This window comes from Flavobacterium flavigenum (assembly GCF_027111255.2).
Classification (GTDB): domain Bacteria; phylum Bacteroidota; class Bacteroidia; order Flavobacteriales; family Flavobacteriaceae; genus Flavobacterium; species Flavobacterium flavigenum.
The window spans coordinates 1938480-1957809 of sequence record NZ_CP114285.2 but is presented as its reverse complement, the minus strand read 5'-3'; the positions used below and the strand labels follow the sequence as shown (position 1 = coordinate 1957809).

Below are 19330 nucleotides of genomic sequence, written 5' to 3'. Positions count from 1 at the left end.
ATGAAAATTCTGCTAACAGGCGCTACAGGTTATATCGGTAAACGGATTTTACCTATTTTGTTAGCACAAGGTCATGATGTAGTTTGTTCTGTAAGGGATAAAAACAGATTTTATGTACCTGAAGATTTCCAGGGAAAAATACAGGTTGTTGAAGTTGATTTTTTAGATAAATCAACCCTGGTAAATATTCCGGCAGATATTGATGCTGCATTTTATCTCATCCATTCCATGTCGGGTTCTGATACCAATTATGATGAACTCGAAAGTATTTCGGCAGCGAATTTTTCAGAGAGGATCAATCAAACCCAGGCGCAGCAAATTTTATATTTGAGCGGAATCGTAAATGATAAATCACTCTCAAAACATCTGTCTTCACGCAAAAATGTCGAAAGTATTTTAGCAAAATCAAAAGTGCCATTGACGACGTTAAGAGCAGGAATTATAGTAGGATCCGGAAGTGCTTCTTTCGAAATTATCCGTGATCTGGTCAACAAACTTCCTGTCATGATTACGCCTAAATGGCTCAATACAAAATGCCAGCCAATTGCCATCAATGATGTATTGGAATTCCTTTCAAAATCACTTTTTAATACCCTTACCTATAATCAAAGTTTTGATATTGGAGGTCCGGATATTCTAACCTACAAACAAATGCTACTGGCTTTCGCCGAAGCAAAAAATCTAAAAAGGTATATTTTTACCATTCCGGTAATGACACCCAAACTGTCATCCTACTGGCTGTATTTTGTAACCTCGACTTCCTATAAACTGGCAACCGCTTTGGTAAGCAGTATGAAAGTGGAGGTAATTTGCAGCGATCACCGCATCAATGACCTTTTAGGTGTACAGCCAATCAGTTACAAAGAAGCGCTTTCAAGAGCCTTGTTAAAAGTGGATGAAGATAAAGTGGCTTCAAGCTGGAAGGATTCACTCATTAGCGGCAGGTTGAGCCAAAGACTTTCTTCACATATAAAAGTGCCTAAAAAAGGCTGTTACATTGACCGGCGAAAAAAAGAAATTCTGGATCGGGATTATACCATTAATCAGATTTGGTCTATTGGAGGCGATACCGGCTGGTATTATGGTGACTGGCTCTGGAGCTTGAGAGGTTTTATCGATAAGCTGTTTGGAGGCGTTGGTTCCCGTCGCGGCAGGACCAATAAACACAATATTTATCCCGGAGACGCACTCGATTTTTGGCGCGTTCTGTACGCCAATAAAAAAGAAGGAAAACTGATTTTATATGCCGAAATGAAACTCCCCGGCGAAGCCTGGCTCGAATTTAAAATCATTCACAATACGTTGTATCAGGCAGCAACTTTTAAGCCAAAAGGAATCTTAGGAAAATTGTACTGGTATTCCGTTCTGCCTTTTCATGGCTTTATCTTCAACGGAATGCTGAATAAACTCATTAAGTAGTTTCAGGAGCTATTTACTTCGTCAGTTCGATATCGCTCGTGTCCAGCTGTACACTGTATCTTTTGTTTGCTCCCGATAGTTATCGGGACCGCCACAAAAGGATGCCGTTTCCATCTGGGCTAGGGGTTTAGGTTTCATAAGTATATTTTTAGTGTTAATAATCCATTTGTTGAAATTAAAATAGCGGTCAGGCTAAACGGTATAGAAGTTCTCTGAGGTATAAAATTATATTTAAAGATTTATGAAAGTTTTTCCTATATTCGCTAAGCAATTTATGGCACAAAGCGAACACAAAATAAGTTTATTTAAGTCATTTTATGGCTGATATAAATGAGTTAGCACCAATTTTAAAGACGACCACAATACATCAAGATAAATGAGAGACAATTTTAAAAAAGCATTGGAAAATATAGTTCGACACGGTGACACAGACATTTTCCCGTTTCCATTTGAACGAAATCTTTTTGAACAAAAGTTGGAAGAAACTCTAGATATTTTAGAGGCTTATCACAATAATATTGATGAAGCAATTGCACAATCGCCACCTTTGACTATAGTTGAACTAAGCCAAGTTGGATATTATGGCTTCAGACAAGCAACATTAATTGAACCTTTTTGGAATGCATATTTCTTAGGACTTGTTATATCAATAGCTGAAGACATTGAAAACAAAAGACTAAATGAACAAGAAAAAAATGTATTCTCATATCGTTATCAATGGAATGAATCAACTGGGTCATTATTCAAGGATACTACTTGGATAGATTATAAAAAACAGTGCATTGAGTATTCGAAAAATTACAACTATGTTTTACAAACTGACATATCAAATTTTTATCCCAGAATTAACCATCATAAATTAGAGAATGAATTAAAACGAATTGACCCAAACAACAAAGTTCAAGGCAAAATAATGAAAATACTTAGCAAGTTCTCTGGAACAATTTCTTATGGACTTCCAGTTGGTGGTCCTGCTTCAAGAATTTTAGCAGAACTCGCTCTTAATCATACAGACAAACATTTAAAATCAAAAGGAGTTGTTTTTTGCAGGTATGCAGATGACTACACAATATTTTGTGAAAGTGAATCTGATGCATATAAAAAACTAATTCTGCTTTCTGAAAAGTTATCTAACGACCAACTTGGATTGCAAAAAGATAAAACTAAAATTATGGCATCCGAAGAATTCAAAGAAATACACCTATTTCTTGACCCACAACCAAATTCGGAAGTTGCAGAAGATGAACAAAAACTACTAAATATTTCGATACGATTCGACCCTTACTCAGCTACAGCAGTCGAAGATTATGAAACTCTAAAGGAAGCCGTAAGAGAAATTGATATTATCGGTATTCTTTCTAGAGAGGTTAACAAAACGAGAATTGACCAAACGGTTACAAAGCAAGCTATCAACGCTATAAAAGCATTGATACCTGAAAATCAAGTGCAAGCAGTAAAAATTTTACTTGACCAAAATAATTTGGTAACACTCTCTCCTGTTTTCACTTCAATTATGCGATCTGTAAGAAGTGTTTATGATGACTTGATTAATGAGGGTAAAGATTTGGTTGATAGCTCACTAATTAACTTATTCAACATTGAAAGTTTTCTAACTAAAATAGAAATGAATATCAGTTATATCATACAAATATTATCTATAAGACACTCAGCTGAAAAAGAGTATTTGTTCGTCAAACTATTTGAAATGCCAATAAACCACTTTATTAAGAGGCAAATAATTATTGCAATGTCAAATTGGAACTGTCATTATTGGCTTGTTGATATAAAAAACAACTTTACAACATTGACGGCTTGGGAAAGAAGAGCAGTTATTTATGCATCATATTTCTTAGATGATGAGGGTAATCATTGGAGAGGCGATAACAAAAAACTATTCAGTAAGGAAGAAAAACTTTTTAGAGACTGGTGTGCTATGAGAAAACAAGCTAATCAAAACATATTAGTATGATAAGTGAAAGAGATATATCTGAAAAATTCAGTGCAATATGGAAACAGCATTTTCCATTACTTACACCAACTTTCATTCGCGTGTTTAATGATACCCAAATTACAGCGATAAATGCAAAACAAGTAATTGCTTTAGATGAAGTAAGGTATGATTTAGTTTCAGAAGCTGCTTTTAACCTTTCTGAATTTGCCTTTTTGAACAAGGTAACTCCTTTGAACGCATTCACCGAAAAGGAACAAGATATAATTATAGAAGAAACCGCAAGAAGTATTTGGAGGTCTGGCAATTATTCTGAAAATGATTTAAGTATTTCAGAAATCGAGAAACTAGAAATAATTTCTATCGCAGACAACACACTTGAATTTATTGAAAAATTGGGCGGAAAAGACGTCATATTCAAGCCAAAGTTAAAAGGATATAGCTTTATACCTGATTTGTTTGCAGACATTTCAATTGGAGATTCATTATTTGAGATAAAAACAGTAAACAGAAATTTCAAATCAAGTGACTTAAAACAACTATTTATTTACATCGCTTTAAGACAAGTAAGCGGAGAAGAAAATTGGAAATTTGCAGGCTTATATAATCCAAGAAAAGGAGTTTATTGTAAATTCAATATTAAGAGTTTAATATATAAATTGACAGGTGGAAAGACACCAAATGAAGCATTTGAAAACCTACTAAATGGACTCAATAGAGATGTTGAAATTGACAGTAGATTTTGAAAGAAATTACTACTGTTAACAGCTATAATTTCGTTGCGTGCGTAGCACGAACAATGAAACTCGTTTTAAAATAGGCATTAGTTACAAACGACAGACAGATTGAGTTTAGTATCTTATGACGAGTCAAAAAAGATATACGCCAAAACTCTGGTTTGGCAAAATCTGTATAAAATAAAACAATCGTTTAAAGTTAATTTGTAGTTTAGAAAAAAGAAAGACAGAAAAAATGGATTTGCAAACTCGAAAATTAAATTTTATAAAAGATTTTCTCAAACTAGAAAGTGAGAAAGCAATTTCTCATTTAGAAAAACTATTACAGAAAAAAAACAAAATAGTTGTGAGTTGAAACCAATGACAATAAAAGAGTTTCAGAAAAGAATTGATAAGTCAGCCGAAGATTCTGAAAATGGAAAACTGACCGAGAACAGTAAACTAATTTCCGAAATAGAAAAATGGGATAAAATCATTTCTATTAACTTTTAGAGTTTTTACTAAAAATAAAAATCGAGTAAATGAATATTTTAAGAAAAAAAGATGAAATTTTAGCAGCTCTTGGAAATATTAGGGCAATTGAAAAATTACACGTTGATACTCACACTGAAGAGAAAATTAAAAATATTTCAGGTATTAAAATTGCAGAATCAAAACAAGGTCAATTTTGGTTAGACTTTCAGGAATTAAATGGATTTTTATTTATGAATTCTACAATTCTGAGTCATTTGAATTTAAAAACATCTCGTGGAACTAAAATAACCTTACTGACCAAAGATTATGAAATTGAAATTGACTCTGATGAAAAAGAAATTGACTCTGACTTTTCAAATGTTTCTAATACTTGGATTACTAAAGTAAGTTTTATTATTGACATCAAAGAAAGAGAAATAATTGAAAATAGAAATTTTGAGGAAATTGAATATCAATTTAAAAAAGAAAAACTGAGATTCCTTGTTAAAAAATAAAAACGAACTATTAAAAGCTACAACGGATTTGAGGCAATAAACTTAATGGGAAGTTGGTTTTGTATTTTATATTAACAATTTTGCATTTCACTGAAATACTCATTTTTCATAAGTCGAAAATAACAAGGTAACATTACTTCAAAATCCCCGTCTTGTAAGTCGCAATTGCACGATCCCTCGCAAAAGCATGATCAATCATTGGTTCATTATAACCCAAATCAAATTCAGGAATCCATTTGCGGATGTAGGTTCCTTTTTCGTCGAATTTCTTTTGCTGGATTTCCGGATTAAAAACCCTGAAATACGGAGCAGCATCACAGCCCGTTCCGGCTGCCCATTGCCAGTTGCCAACGTTGGAGGCTAATTCAAAATCTAATAATTTCTCTGCAAAATAAGCTTCGCCCCATTGCCAGTTGATCAATAGATGTTTGCATAAAAAACTCGCTACCACCATACGTACGCGATTGTGCATATAACCGGTCTCGTTGAGTTGACGCATTCCGGCATCGACCATGGGATAACCTGTTGTTCCGGAGCACCAGCGCTTGAAATCGTCTTCGTTATTGCGCCACTCAATTCCGTCATAAGCTGGTTTGAAATTGTGATTGACACATTTCGGAAAGCTAAACAGAATCTGAATAAAGAATTCCCTCCAGATTAATTCGCTCAAAAAAATCTGGTTTTTTCGGTTGGCCCAATTCACTAATTTCCGAATACTAACGGTTCCAAAACGCAAATGCGGTGAAAGATACGAAGTACTGTCTAAAGCCGGGAAATCACGGGTTTCTTTATAATTTCCAATCTGGCTTAAGTTGTGTGGCTGGACTTTTATCGAGCTTCTTTCAAAACCAATTTCAGGTAATGCAGGAAATGGACATGAAGTTTTCGCAAAGTTGCTCAATAATGGTTTGGTATCGTATTCAGGAACTTGTCCTGCCATTTTATATTTCTCCAGCCATTTGTTTTTGTAGGGTGTGTAAACTGTATATGGGAGACCATCAGTTTTTGTGATTTCTTTTTCTTCAAAAATAACGTGATCTTTGAAGGAGAAAGATTCAATATTGTTTTCTTTTAATACTTTGGTAATGGCTAAATCACGCTTAATGGCATAAGGTTCGTAATCTTTGTTGAAGAAAACAGTTTGAATATCAAATTCTTCGATAAGTGACTGCCAGACGTTTTTAGTGTTTCCTTTTTTGATTAAGATTGAAGATGGTACAGCATGCAATTCAGTGTTTATCTTTTCAAGTGAATCATAGATGAAATTCACTCTGGCATCATTTTTTGGGAGGCTTTCCAGAATTGAGTCATCAAAAATAAAAAGCGGAATAACAGGAAAACCGGATTGTAAGGCGTGAAATAATCCAGTATTGTCTTCTAAACGCAAATCGCGTCGGAACCAGAAAAAAGTAACTTTTTGTTTTGCCATTATATGGGTTTTCACTGTTTATTTTTTAACACATAGATACATAGATTTTGATTTTCAAGAGGGTGTAAAAAGAGAAACACATTTCTCAACACATAACTATGTGTTTTTATAAAAGTGAAACGCCTTTAAGCACAAATTGAATCTATGTTTCCATGTGTTTAAACATAAAGTTTGCAATTATAATTTCGAATTGAACAATTCGTCGATTTTGGTACGACGAAAATCAAAGATGCCCCTGATCTTTTTATTTACCACTAACGTATTCATGATTTGTCCGAGAAATCCAAATGGAATGGCATAATGCACGATGTCGGTCATTTTAGTTCCGCCATTTTCTGCCGGTTCAAAAAAGTGTTTGTGATGCCATAAAGCGTAAGGACCGAAACGTTGTTCGTCTATGAAATACTGGTTTTCCTGAGAAACGGTAATGATGGTTACCCAATTCATTTTAATTCCGAACAAAGGTTTCAGCGTATAGGTTATGATTTGTCCGGGATACATGCGCTTTCCATCAAAATCCTGGATTTCGAAGCTCATGTCTTTGGGTGTGATGGTTTGAAGGTTTTGAGGACTTGAGAAAAAGTCCCAGCATTCTTCAATAGTGGCATTAAGATGCTGAACGGTTTCTAGTTTATAGATTTTCATAGACTTGGATTAGGGAAATTTCCTGATTTACGAATGCGTTAGGGATTAAAGTGGAGCTCTCCCGATTTTTTATCGGGAAGCGGGAACGGAAAGCCCGACCCTTGGGGAACGCCCAAATTTTGCTACATTTTATAATATTTGAAAGGCACGAATAACATTCCGAAACATTCGCCGTGTTCTTTTCCTAAATGTTTATGGTGGATTTTATGTGCTTTTCGTAGGCCGATAAGATATCTGTTTTTGGTGTTTTTAAACCATTTAAAACGTTGGTGGATCAATACATCGTGAATCAGAAAATAGCATATTCCGTAAGTGGTAATGCCACATGCCACAAAAAACAAATAATTGAAACCGCCCTGGACTCCAAAGTAAAAAAGAATGATGCTTGGAATGGCGAAAATGACAAAAAAGATATCATTACGCTCAAAAGTATGTTCGTATTTTGGCTGGTGATGATCTGCGTGGAAATACCACATCAGCCCATGCATAATGTATTTGTGCGTAAGCCAGGTAACGCATTCCATGAACAGAAAAACCCCTAAAAAGATTAAAAAAGAAATCATTTTGTATTTTTTTGATTGAGTCCTTAGACTAATTTTAATTTGTAAGTTACAAAAGACTGGGCCAAAAGACCTGCTTTAGTATAATTTGAAACACGGATTCTTGAATTTCCAATTTCGGAGCAGGGAGTATTTTTAAGCTTTTTCAGTAGTTTTTTATAATAGATAAACGCGGTGTAAACCCCAAATTTAGCTTCAATTGGCAGTTTAACGATTCCCTGATAGGCCACTCTGAAATCTTCTTCGATTTCGTTGATGATAGCAGTTTTTGTATTTTCATCGAATGAATTCAGATTGACACCCGGAAAATAATTTCGGTTTAAAACCAGATTGTCGTCTTTTAAATCCCGCAGGAAATTCACTTTTTGAAAAGCTGATCCCAATCGCATCGCTTCATTTTTAAGCTGCTCGTATTTTTGATTATTTCCCTTTACGAAAACCTTCAGGCACATTAAACCCACCACATCCGCTGATCCATAAATGTAATCTTCATATTCAGTCTGGGTGTTATAATTTGATTTGATGAGGTCAAGTTTCATGCTTTTTAAAAACGCCTGAACCAGATCGTCTGTGATGTTATACTCTTTTACAGTATGCTGAAAAGAATTAAGAATAGGATTGAGGCTTATTCCTAATTGCATCGCTTTGTAATATTCTTTTTCGAAATCGTCAATAAGGTATTCTTTCTCATAATCATGAAAAGAATCTACAATTTCATCAGCAAATCGCACAAAACCATAAATGCTGTAAATGGCATCGCGAATGCTTGGTGCCAGCATGTGTACGGCAAGCGAAAAAGAAGTGCTGTAGTTTTTGGTAACCAGCTTACTGCATTTGAAAGAAACGGTGTCGAATAATGATTTCATTTTTTAAGATCTAAAGTGATTTTTGAATTAACTCAGCAACCAGTTTTCCTGAAATTAAAGCAGGCGGAACCCCTGGACCAGGAACTGTTAATTGTCCTGTAAAATATAAATTACGTACTTTTTTGCTTTTTAATTTTGGCCTTAAAAAAGCAGTTTGTAATAAGGTATTTGCCATTCCGTAAGCATTTCCTTTGTAAGCATTATAATCCGCTACAAAATCGTTTTTACAGAATGATTTCTTAAATATAATATTATTTTTTATTTTTTGTTGCGTAATCTGCTCAAAACGAGTGATGATTTTCTCAAAATATTTTTCCCTAAGTGCTTCACTGTCATTTATTCCCGGTGCTAGCGGAATTAAAAAGAAACCCGTTTCCATTCCTTCAGGTGCTGCTGTCGGATCTGTTTTTGATGGAAAGTTAGCATAAAACAATGGGGCATCAGGCCATTTTGGGTCATCATAAATATCAGCTGCATGCTGATTGAAATCAACATCAAAGAATAAGGCATGATGCGTTATGTTTTCTATTTTTTTATCAAAACCTACAAAGAACAGCAGGGAAGAAGGGGCAAAAACACGGCTCTCCCAATAGTTGTCAGAATAGGCGCGATATTCTTTTTCGAGTAAAGTTTCGGTATGCTGGTAATCGGCACCGCTTAAAATAATGTCCGACTGGATTGTTTTTCCGTTAATTACAATTCCGGTAGCCGTTTTATTTTCTACAATTATTTTTTCAATTCCCGAGTTGGTTTTAATTGTCACGCCTAATTCTAAAGCCAGTTTTTCGATCCCGCGAACCACATCAAACATCCCGGTTTTAGGATGCCAGGTGCCTAAACCAAAATCGGCGTAATTCATGAAATTGTAAAACGAAGGGGTTTTGGAAGGCTTCGCACCCAGAAACAAAACGGGGAATTCCAAAATCTGGATCAGTCTTTCATTTTTGAATTCTTTCCGGATATCAGAACTGACTGTGCTAAGAAACTCGTTAAGTTTTAAAACAGTTTTTGGTGTTATTAATTCTAAAGGAGAAACCCCGGGACGATATACCAGATCTTTTATGGCAATATCGTAATTGCTTTTAGCCTCATTGATAAAAGTCTGAAGCTTTTGTCCGCTTCCTTTTTCGATGTTTTCGAAAGTAGATTTTATTGCTTCAAGATTGTCGCAGATATTTATAAAATCATCAATGCCAAAATAAACCCGATAGGCAGGATTTAATTTGATAAGCTCATAATAATCCGATTGTTTTTTGTCGAAATCCTGAAAGAATCGTTCAAAAACATCCGGCATCCAGTACCAGCTTGGCCCCATATCAAAGGTAAAACCGTTGCTTTTAAATTGTCTTGCCCTTCCGCCAATCGAATCGTTTTTTTCGTATATAGTTACGTCATGTCCAAGCTTTGCCATGTAGCATGAAGCTGCTAAAGCAGAAAACCCAGAACCTATTATGGAGATAGTTTTTTTCATTTGTTTAACAAATATACAAAAACTTTAGACAAAATTATATTCTTTGAATAGTTTCTTCCATTGTGTCAAAAACAAATGTTCTTTCTGATAAGTTTTTTCGGTCAATATGTTCAACCATTTTTCCAATCAGCCAGATTTCGTTGGTTTTTAAAAGCAGTTTTTTCTCCATTGTTTTTACATACTGATTTACAACGCCGCGATCTGGCTGTACAGTCATAAAGGTAACAAAAGTAATTTTGTTGAAATGTCTGGTGAGGTCCTCCAGGTTTTCTATAGGCATGCTTTCGCCCAGATAAATACTTTTGTAGCCTTTGAGTACGATTTCGTATTGAAGATACAGCAATCCTATTTGATGAATTTCATTCAGCGGTAAAGAAAGCACAAATACTTTATCTGTTTTGGTAGGCTTAACAATTTGAAGCCCCTCGGTATAAATTAATATTTTTTGCTTAATCAGGTGGCTCATGAAGTGTTCGTTTGCCGGACTGATGGTTTGTGATTGCCATAAAAGTCCTAATTCTTTCAAAAGTGGAAGAAAGTGTTCCTTAAAAACCTGTTGAAATGATTTTTCAGAAATCAGCCAGTCGAAGGTGTTAAAAAAAAGCTCCTGATCGAAATTCATCATAGACATCTTAAACGAATTGATGGCGTAATTCTGTGAATTTTTCATTGAAATAATTTCGCGGACCAACTCCGGAATTTTTTCTTCAGGAAAAGTGGCGATTTTAGATATCTTGTATCCGTATTCATGAAGCAGGGTAATATTGAGCAGCTTTTGTAAACTGGCTAAATCGTATAGTCTGATATTAGTATCAGTCCGCATAGGTTCAAGGATATTGTACCTCTTTTCCCAGATGCGAATAGTGTGTGCTTTTATTCCGGATAAGTTTTCAAGATCTTTTATATTGAAAACTGTTTTTATATTGTTTATCATTCTTTGTTATTGGATAAACAAAAATAGAATAAAATCTGAGATTACGTCTAAAACCTCATCAAAATGATAGATTATTAGAAAGTTGCCTGTTCTACACTGTTTAATAAATCTAAGTGTAAAATTGTTCTGGAACCGTCTTTGCTTCGGTTGTACATGGTTTTGAATTTGGCTCCATATATAATTTCATTAAATGTATAAGAAGTCCTTGCAGCGACGGTATTGCTGAACATATCATCGAAAGTAGTAATAAAGACCAGGATTTCTCCATTGACCTTCATGAAATCTTCTTCGGTAAAATTATACAAAGGGCTGTTTTCTGTTATTGGATGAACCAGCGTCCAGCTTAAGGAAAGTGCATTAATTCTGTCTAGTTCTAAATCAAGATTATAAAACTTATTGGTCATTACTCCGTTTTCTTCTATGCTCATCCCAAGTGTTACTTTTGCTTTTGCATCAGTAAAATTGGTGTTTTTAAAAGGGACAAGCCTTATCATTAAACCTTTGCCATTTTTATATGGAGAAATCAGGGCATGATGGGAAAATTTTAAAAAAGCGGTTGGTTTGCTGAATCTTCCAAAGAATAAACCTGTCGCTATGGCAAAACTTAAAAGTCCGATTAAAGCTTCTGCAGCAGAAAGGGCGCTGGTCAAAAATCCGATTGGACTGATATGTCCGTAACCAACAGTTGTAAAAGTCTGTGCGCTGAAAAAATAAGCCTGTCCAAATTGTGTCCAAACATTTTGCGATTGAGATATTCCGTCAAGATGTTCAATTCCGATTGCATAATATAGCATTGCAAAAACAAAATTGATGGCAATATAAAAAATAAATAAAATCAACATGAATTTCCAGTTGGGCATATTTATCATGGTATGGTACCAGCTGATCCTGCGCAACATATGCATGCCTCTTTTCTCGATGTTTGGCGTTCCGTTTTTGTTCACAAATCTTCCGCCATAGCTGTTAGCATTTGTGCCAAAACCTGAATTTTGATCTGTTTGTGCCTTATTATTTATTTTCTTTAAAAGAGCCATTTCATTTATTTTGAGCAAATGTAAGAATATCTTCTGGAGTTAAAAATGTGCTTCTTTTTACAAAAAAAAAGCAACCTGTAAAATTTGAATTCTACAGATTGCCGATATTATTTTTTAGCTAATGTTTATTTACAAAAAGTTGCTCTGTTCTTAATCGCACTTTGGCTTCCTAATTCTATCGCTTTAGAGAAATCCTTGCAGCAATTTTTTTTGTCGCCTGATTTGTTATAGGCTAATGCCCTAAGATTATAAGACACATAATCTTTTGGGTTTAACATAATCGAATAAGAACAATCTTTAATAACATCAGGATAATTTAATAGTTTGTAATTTACGTTTGCTCTCCCTGTATAGGCATCAGCATTCATGTTATCTAACTCGATGGTTTTGTTAAAATCAGCCAAAGCACCTGTGAAATCGTTTAGCTTGAATTTGGCTACACCACGGTTCTGATAGGCTTCTACAAATTTTGAATTCATACTGATTGCTTTTGTGTAGTCTGCAATTGCGCCTTTTGTGTTGCCGGCTTCGGCTTTTTTCATTGCTTTGTCGAAATAAGCAGTTGCTGATTGTGACCATACTGAACAGGTCGCCATAAAAAATAAAGTAAGTAATACGTGTTTCATAAAAACTAATTTGGGGTTAATTGATATTTGTTAAACGAATATAGAAATATTTATTTGTAAGAGAAGTTCTTTTACCCAAAATTAGACTGAATTGAAGAAATAATTTTGTGTTTTTGAGTTATTTAAATGATAACCAGTGGTTAAAAAATGAAAAAAGATTTATTTGATAATGAAAAAAGTCTTCTATTTTTTACAAATTAAATCTGAAAATTAATTTGTTAAATTTTTAATGGGTGAAAGAAAACGTTTTAGTTGGTTTATAGTTGTTAAACCTTATTAAAATTTATTTTTTTGTTTCAATTCTTTGCTTACTTTCGCAACCAATATGAGAAGAATAATTTTATTTTTGGTATTCATGAATTTCCTTCTGCTGGGCGGAGGGCAATATATCAATGCCGGTACCCATCAAAATTCTTCTCACAATTATGAGCATAAACACCGTGTAAAATACATCACCCACGAACAGGGAACTTCTATAATTGAAGAAGCCGACCTTGATCTGGATGAGGAATTTCTGGGAGGCGATGCTCTTAAAAATGATTTAGGCGGCAAAATTTTTGCTGCAAATTATAGTCTGCTTGATAATTGGTATCTGACATTCTCAGATCAGATTACTGTAAATTATCACCGTTATTTCAAATTCTTTGTGCCATTCTGTGGCTATTCAAATCCTATTTACATTACGCAGCGCGTTTTAAGAATCTGATAAATACTTATACATCGGTTGCCTGAGTTATGAGCATTCATATCTCGTGATGTATATTTTTACTTCTTCACATGGGACAGTTCTGTTCTGACTATGGTTACTGATGCTTTTTACCTCTAAAGGAATTTTTTATTCCAAGCATTCAATCGCTTAATTTCCATACTTAAATCATGAAAAGAATTGTTTTCACAGGCTTAATTGCCTTAGTGTGCCTAACCAGTTGTACATCTAAAAAAGAAGAAAAAGAGGAAGCAGAAAAATTTACAGTAACCAATCCTGTAAAAATTGACACTTCATTTACCAAAGAATATGTTTCGCAGATTCGTTCTGTACGAAACATCGAAATCCGCGCCCAGGAAAAAGGGTTTTTACAAAATATTTATGTGGATGAAGGACAGTTTGTAAAAGCAGGTCAGTTATTATTCAGAATCATGCCCAACATGTATCAGGCAGAATTGCTAAAAGCCCAGGCAGAACAAAAATCTGCAGAAATTGAGGTTTTAAACGCGAAGACCCTGGCAGATAAAAATATCGTTTCTAAAAACGAACTAAGTGTTGCCCAGGCAAAACTGCAGTCGGCAAAAGCTGAGGTGGCACTGGCTAAACTTCATTTGTCATTTACCGAAATCAAAGCGCCTTTTGACGGAACGATCGACCGTATTCCGTTAAAATTAGGAAGTCTTATTGATGAAGGAGAATTGATGACCAGCCTTTCAGATAACTCTCAGATGTTTGCTTATTTTAATGTCTCTGAGCCGGAATACCTGCAATATCAAACCGATGTAAAAGACCGTGCAGAAACAAAAGTAGGGCTGCTTTTGGCCAACGGTGAACCTTTTAAGTACAAAGGAAATGTTGAGGTTATCGAAAGTGAATTTAATAACGAAACCGGAAATATTGCTTTTAGGGCAAGGTTCGCTAATAATTCAAAATTACTTAGAAACGGAGAAACCGGGAAGGTTCAGATGTTGGTTCCTTTGAAAAATGCTATTGTGATTCCACAAAAAGCGACTTACGAAATTCAGGATAAAAAATATGTGTTTATTGTCGATAAGAACAATAAGGTAAGCGCAAAAGAAATCACGATTACTGGTGAAATTCCGGATTTATATGTTGTAAGCAGCGGACTGACAGAAAATAATAAAATTTTACTTGAAGGTGTTCAGAAAGTAAAAGAAGGAGATAAAATCAATTACGTTTATATCGCCCCGCAAAAGGTAATCAACAATTTAAGACTAAAAGCGGAGTAAAAAGTTTCAGGTTTCAAATTTAGAGCGAAACCTGAAACCTGAAACTCTGAATTGATCCAATCATAAAAAATATAACAAATGTTTAATAAATTTATTCAAAGACCTGTTCTTTCGATAGTAATATCGTTGATAATTGTCTTTTTAGGGGTCTTATCGGTATTAAGTTTGCCAATTACCCAATTCCCTACCATTTCACCTCCAATGGTGAATGTTACTGCAGACTATCCTGGGTCTAACGGAGAATTGATGGTTAAGGCGGTTGTTATTCCTTTGGAAAGAGCCTTAAACGGAGTTCCCGGAATGAAATATATGGCTTCAGATGCCGGAAACGATGGTGAAGCAACAATAAAAGTAGTTTTTAACTTAGGTACTGATCCTAACCAGGCAGCAATTAACGTTCAGAACCGTGTGGCTTCTGTTACCAATAAACTTCCTCCTTTGGTAATTCGTGAAGGTATCAAAATTACCAGAGAGGTACCAAGTATGCTGATGTACGTGAACCTTTACAGTACAGACCCAAATACCGACATGAAGTTTTTATACAACTATGCTGATATTAACGTACTTTCTGAATTAAAAAGGGTAAACGGTATTGGTTCCGGAGATATCTTAGGAACACGTGAATATGCCATGCGTATTTGGCTGAAACCAGATCGTATGCTGGCTTATAAAATTTCTGCAGATGAGGTAATGGAAGCTTTATCAAGTCAGAGTTTGGAGGCTTCCCCGGGTAAAACAGGGGAAAGCTCAGGAAAACGTTCTCAGGCATTTGAATATGTATTGAAATATTCCGGACGTTTTACTACAAAAGAACAATATGAGAACATTGTCGTAAAATCAAATCCAAATGGAGAGCTTTTACGTTTGAAAGATATTGCAAAAGTTGAATTTGGAAGTTCGATGTATGATATTTATTCGAATTTGAACGGAAAACCATCAGCGGCGATTGTATTGAAACAATCTTTTGGAAGTAATGCCAATCAGGTTATCGAAGAAGTAAAAGCCAAGCTGGAAAAAATCAAACAAAGATTTCCAAAAGGAATGGATTATGAAATTTCGTATGACGTTTCTAAATTCCTTGACGCTTCTATTGAAAAGGTAATTCACACATTGGTTGAAGCGTTTATTCTGGTAGGATTAGTAGTTTTCCTTTTCTTAGGAGACTGGCGTTCAACGGTTATTCCGGCCATTGCGGTTCCGGTATCGCTGGTAGGAACCTTTGTGTTCATGACATTTTTTGATATTTCGCTGAACTTAATTACTTTATTTGCTTTGGTACTAGCAATCGGGGTCGTCGTCGATGATGCGATTGTGGTTATCGAAGCCGTTCACGCCAAGATGGAAGAAGAACATCTGTCGCCATTTAAGGCTACTAAAAAAGCAATGCACGAAATTGCGGGGGCAATCATTGCAATTACTTTTCTTATGGCGGCAGTATTTATTCCGGTAGCCTTTATGTCAGGACCAGTTGGAGTATTTTACAGACAATTTTCAGTTACCATGGCCACAGCAATTATTCTTTCGGGTATTGTGGCATTGACCCTGACTCCGGCTTTGTGTGCAATGATGTTAAAAAACAATCATGGTAAACCTAAGAAAAAAACTCTTGCTGACCGGTTTATCGATGGTTTCAACAACAAGTTTAATCTGGCGCAGGGCAAGTACCAAAATTTATTAGGTAAAATTGTCAACAGAAGAGTGGTTACCATAGTGGCGCTTTTAGGATTTTGTGCGGGAACATGGCTAATAAGCAGTAACGTGCCTTCCGGATTTATTCCAAATGAGGACCAGGGAATGTTTTATGCGGTTATCCAGACACCACCAGGATCTTCACTAGAAAGAACCAACAATATTGCAGAGAGAGTTCAAAAAATTGCAGAACATATTGATGGCGTAAAATCGGTTTCTTCATTAGCAGGTTATGAAATCCTTTCAGAGGGTACAGGAGCAAACTCAGGTACTTGTTTGGTGAATCTAAAAGACTGGAGTGAAAGAAAAGAATCTGTTCTGGAGATTATGCATGAAATGGAGGAAGAATGCAAAGATATCGCAGGAGCTAATATCGAGTTTTTCCAACCGCCAGCTGTTCCTGGTTATGGAGCTGCCGGAGGATTTGAGCTTCGTTTGTTAGATAAAACAGGTTCTGGCGATTACAAGAGAATGGAGCAGGTAAACAACGATTTTGTGGCTGAATTAAACAAACAGCCTGAATTATCCAATGTGTTTAGTTTTTACAGTGCCAGTTTTCCTCAATTTATGATGAAAGTAGACAATGACCTTGCACAGCAGAAGGGGGTTTCAATCGAAAACGCCATGAATTCCCTGTCGACTCTTGTGGGTAGTAATTATGAAATCAGTTTTATCAAATTTGGAATTAATTATAAAGTAATCGTTCAGGCTTCACCGGAATATCGTGCACAGCCAGATGATATTTTGAAGTTGTATGTAAAAAACAATCGTGATGAGATGGTGCCGTATTCTGCTTTTATGAAACTGGAAAAAGTATATGGACTTTCAGAGATTACACGTCATAATATGTACACTTCTACACAGATCAGTGGTTCTCCAGCTGCGGGTTACAGTTCCGGTACTGCGATTAAGGTGATTCAGGAAGTAGCTGCGAAAAAATTACCAAGAGGATATGATATTGACTGGGCGGGAATCTCTGCCGATGAGGTAGCACAGGGCAATCAGGCAATCTGGGTGTTCTTAATTTGTTTAGGATTCGTATACCTGGTTCTTGCAGCTCAGTACGAAAGTTTTATTTTGCCATTATCAGTAATTCTTTCTCTTCCTGCCGGTATTTTTGGTGCTTTCCTTTTATTGCAGATTGCAGGATTAGAAAACAACATTTATGCGCAGGTAGCGATGGTTATGCTTATTGGATTATTAGGTAAAAATGCCGTATTGATTGTAGAGTTTGCAATCCAGAGACATGCTGCAGGCAAAACGGTTTTAGAAGCTGCTATGGAAGGTGCAAAGGCAAGGTTCCGTCCTATTTTGATGACTTCATTCGCATTTATTGCCGGATTAATACCGCTTGTTTTTGCTACTGGTCCGGGAAAAATTGGTAACCGAACTATTGGTACTGCAGCAGCAGGAGGTATGTTAATCGGGACGATTTGCGGAGTATTCGTAATTCCGGGCTTGTATTACATCTTTGCTAAAATTGCCGAGAAACATAAACTGGTAAAACATGAAGAAGAGAATCCATTAACTGAAGAAATTGACAACAATCATGTATAAATTCAAAGCATATCAATATAGTATTGCATTAGGTATTTGTCTTGCTGTAGTGGGCTGTAAAGCCCCTGTAGCCGAGACTGCAACGGCAAGTTCCCCTGTTCCGGAATCTTTTGGAGCAGTCAAAAATCTGGACACAGTCAATACCGGTTCTATGAAATGGAGAACATTTTTTAAGGATCAAAATCTAATTGACTTAATTGATGCAGCCTTAAAAAACAATCAGGAACTAAACATTACACTGCAGGAAATCGAAATTGCAAAAAATGATATCCGTGTTAAAAAAGGGCTTTTACTGCCGTCTGTAGGCGTACGTGCCGGAGCAGGAGTAGAAAAAGTAGGGCGATACACCAGTCAGGGTGCGGGTGATGCCACTACAGAAATTAAACCAGGTGTAGAAATGCCGGACCCTTTAGGAGATTTTACCATTGCTGCTTACGCCAATTGGGAAGTAGATATCTGGAAAAAATTGCGCAATTCTAAAAAAGCCGCATTAAACCGCTATCTGGCAACTGTAGAAGGCAAAAACTTTGTAATCACCAATCTGATTGCTGAGGTAGCCGATTCCTATTACGAGTTATTGGCTTTAGACAGTCAGCTGGATATTGTAAAACAGACCATTGAGTTACAGACAAATGCTTTAGAAATTGTAAAAATTCAGAAACAGGCAGCCAGAGCTACAGAATTAGGTGTGCAGAAGTTTCAGGCTGAGGTGCTGACTTCTAAAAGTTTAGAGTTTGATATTCTTCAGAAAATTAAAGAAAACGAGAATAAAATCAATTTCTTATTAGGAAGATATCCTCAGGAAGTAAAGAGAACCAATACTAACTTTTTAACGTTATTGCCTGCTGAAGTAAACTCCGGAATTCCGTCTCAGTTACTAATGAACCGCCCGGATGTGAAACAAGCCGAATTAGAATTGGTGGCAGCAAAACTGGATGTAAAAGTTGCCCGTGCCGAATTCTATCCTTCGCTTGATATTTCGGCAGCTTTTGGCGTGCAGGCTTTTAAACCGTCTTATTTGTTTACGTTTCCTGAATCTATTTTGTATTCGCTGGCAGGAGATTTAGCAGCGCCGCTGATTAACAGAAATGCTATCAAAGCCGAGTTTTCAAGTGCTAATGCCAGACAGCTTCAGGCATTGTACAACTACGACCGTACAATTTTGAATGCGTATCTGGAAGTTTCGAATCAACTTTCTAAAATTGATAATTTACAGAAAAGCTACGATTTAAAATCACAGCAGGTAGATGCCTTAAATAAATCGATTGAGGTTTCGAATGACTTGTTTAAATCGGCAAGAGTAGATTATTTCGAAGTTTTGATGACACAGCGTGATGCGTTAGAATCAAAATTAGAATTGATAGATACCAAAAAAGAACAGCTCAATGCAGCAGTCTATGTTTATAAAGACTTAGGCGGCGGCTGGAAATAGTATCATTTTTTTTATTAATAGTTGTAGGATTGAACCTCCCGGAAAAGTTTAAATTTTCG

General features: G+C 35.7%; 17 protein-coding genes. 9 read left to right on the top strand and 8 right to left on the bottom strand.

Annotation, left to right across the window (positions count from 1 at the left end):
• From OZP09_RS07720 to OZP09_RS07700, 5 genes are all read left to right on the top strand, one after another.
• On the top strand, window positions 1–1419 hold the full coding sequence (locus OZP09_RS07720) for an SDR family oxidoreductase (protein WP_281310566.1): 1419 nt from the start codon (window positions 1–3) through the stop codon (window positions 1417–1419).
• Window positions 1420–1795: 376 nt separating this feature from the next.
• Window positions 1796–3388, top strand: coding sequence for an RNA-directed DNA polymerase (locus OZP09_RS07715; RefSeq protein ID WP_269237278.1), 1593 nt, complete (start codon window positions 1796–1798; stop codon window positions 3386–3388).
• The gene (locus OZP09_RS07710) at window positions 3385–4113 is read left to right on the top strand and encodes a hypothetical protein (protein WP_269237277.1); all 729 of its coding nucleotides are present in this window, start codon (window positions 3385–3387) and stop codon (window positions 4111–4113) included. Before OZP09_RS07715 ends, OZP09_RS07710 begins: the two co-directional genes overlap by 4 nt.
• Before the next feature lie 351 nt (window positions 4114–4464).
• The gene (locus OZP09_RS07705) at window positions 4465–4596 is read left to right on the top strand and encodes a hypothetical protein (RefSeq protein ID WP_269237276.1); all 132 of its coding nucleotides are present in this window, start codon (window positions 4465–4467) and stop codon (window positions 4594–4596) included.
• A 29-nt stretch (window positions 4597–4625) separates the two neighbouring features.
• Entirely contained in the window at window positions 4626–5072 is a 447-nt protein-coding gene (locus OZP09_RS07700; protein ID WP_269237275.1) for a hypothetical protein, read from the top strand.
• A 133-nt stretch (window positions 5073–5205) separates the two neighbouring features.
• Here the strand turns inward: OZP09_RS07700 and OZP09_RS07695 are convergent, their stop codons facing one another.
• From OZP09_RS07695 to OZP09_RS07660, 8 genes are all read right to left on the bottom strand, one after another.
• Window positions 5206–6501, bottom strand: coding sequence for a cryptochrome/photolyase family protein (locus OZP09_RS07695; RefSeq protein WP_281310565.1), 1296 nt, complete (start codon window positions 6499–6501; stop codon window positions 5206–5208).
• 177 nt (window positions 6502–6678) lie between these two features.
• Window positions 6679–7146 carry an SRPBCC family protein gene (locus OZP09_RS07690; RefSeq protein ID WP_269237274.1) on the bottom strand — a complete coding sequence of 156 codons (468 nt, stop codon included), beginning with the start codon at window positions 7144–7146 and terminating at the stop codon, window positions 6679–6681.
• A 122-nt stretch (window positions 7147–7268) separates the two neighbouring features.
• Window positions 7269–7709 carry a sterol desaturase family protein gene (locus OZP09_RS07685; protein ID WP_025572284.1) on the bottom strand — a complete coding sequence of 147 codons (441 nt, stop codon included), beginning with the start codon at window positions 7707–7709 and terminating at the stop codon, window positions 7269–7271.
• Between the two features lie 23 nt (window positions 7710–7732).
• The gene (locus OZP09_RS07680) at window positions 7733–8572 is read right to left on the bottom strand and encodes a phytoene/squalene synthase family protein (protein ID WP_269237273.1); all 840 of its coding nucleotides are present in this window, start codon (window positions 8570–8572) and stop codon (window positions 7733–7735) included.
• A 10-nt stretch (window positions 8573–8582) separates the two neighbouring features.
• A complete protein-coding gene (locus OZP09_RS07675) occupies window positions 8583–10043 on the bottom strand; it encodes a phytoene desaturase family protein (RefSeq protein WP_281310564.1) in 1461 nt (486 codons plus the stop codon).
• Between the two features lie 34 nt (window positions 10044–10077).
• On the bottom strand, window positions 10078–10977 hold the full coding sequence (locus tag OZP09_RS07670) for a MerR family transcriptional regulator (RefSeq protein ID WP_281310563.1): 900 nt from the start codon (window positions 10975–10977) through the stop codon (window positions 10078–10080).
• A 74-nt stretch (window positions 10978–11051) separates the two neighbouring features.
• Window positions 11052–12011, bottom strand: coding sequence for an ion channel (locus OZP09_RS07665; RefSeq protein ID WP_281310562.1), 960 nt, complete (start codon window positions 12009–12011; stop codon window positions 11052–11054).
• 125 nt (window positions 12012–12136) lie between these two features.
• Window positions 12137–12637: a tetratricopeptide repeat protein gene (locus tag OZP09_RS07660; protein ID WP_281310561.1), complete on the bottom strand. Its 501-nt coding sequence runs from the start codon at window positions 12635–12637 to the stop codon at window positions 12137–12139.
• Between the two features lie 355 nt (window positions 12638–12992).
• On the opposite strand from OZP09_RS07660, the gene OZP09_RS07655 reads away from it, so the two are divergent.
• The 4 genes from OZP09_RS07655 (at window position 12993) to OZP09_RS07640 (ending at window position 19271) form a co-directional block, all read left to right on the top strand.
• On the top strand, window positions 12993–13343 hold the full coding sequence (locus OZP09_RS07655) for a hypothetical protein (RefSeq protein ID WP_281310560.1): 351 nt from the start codon (window positions 12993–12995) through the stop codon (window positions 13341–13343).
• A gap of 170 nt (window positions 13344–13513) precedes the next feature.
• Window positions 13514–14593 carry an efflux RND transporter periplasmic adaptor subunit gene (locus OZP09_RS07650; protein WP_269237268.1) on the top strand — a complete coding sequence of 360 codons (1080 nt, stop codon included), beginning with the start codon at window positions 13514–13516 and terminating at the stop codon, window positions 14591–14593.
• 78 nt (window positions 14594–14671) lie between these two features.
• Complete coding sequence (locus OZP09_RS07645) at window positions 14672–17839, top strand: efflux RND transporter permease subunit (RefSeq protein WP_223681991.1); 3168 nt, start codon at window positions 14672–14674, stop codon at window positions 17837–17839.
• Complete coding sequence (locus OZP09_RS07640) at window positions 17832–19271, top strand: TolC family protein (RefSeq protein WP_269237267.1); 1440 nt, start codon at window positions 17832–17834, stop codon at window positions 19269–19271. Before OZP09_RS07645 ends, OZP09_RS07640 begins: the two co-directional genes overlap by 8 nt.
• Window positions 19272–19330 lie beyond the last annotated feature (59 nt).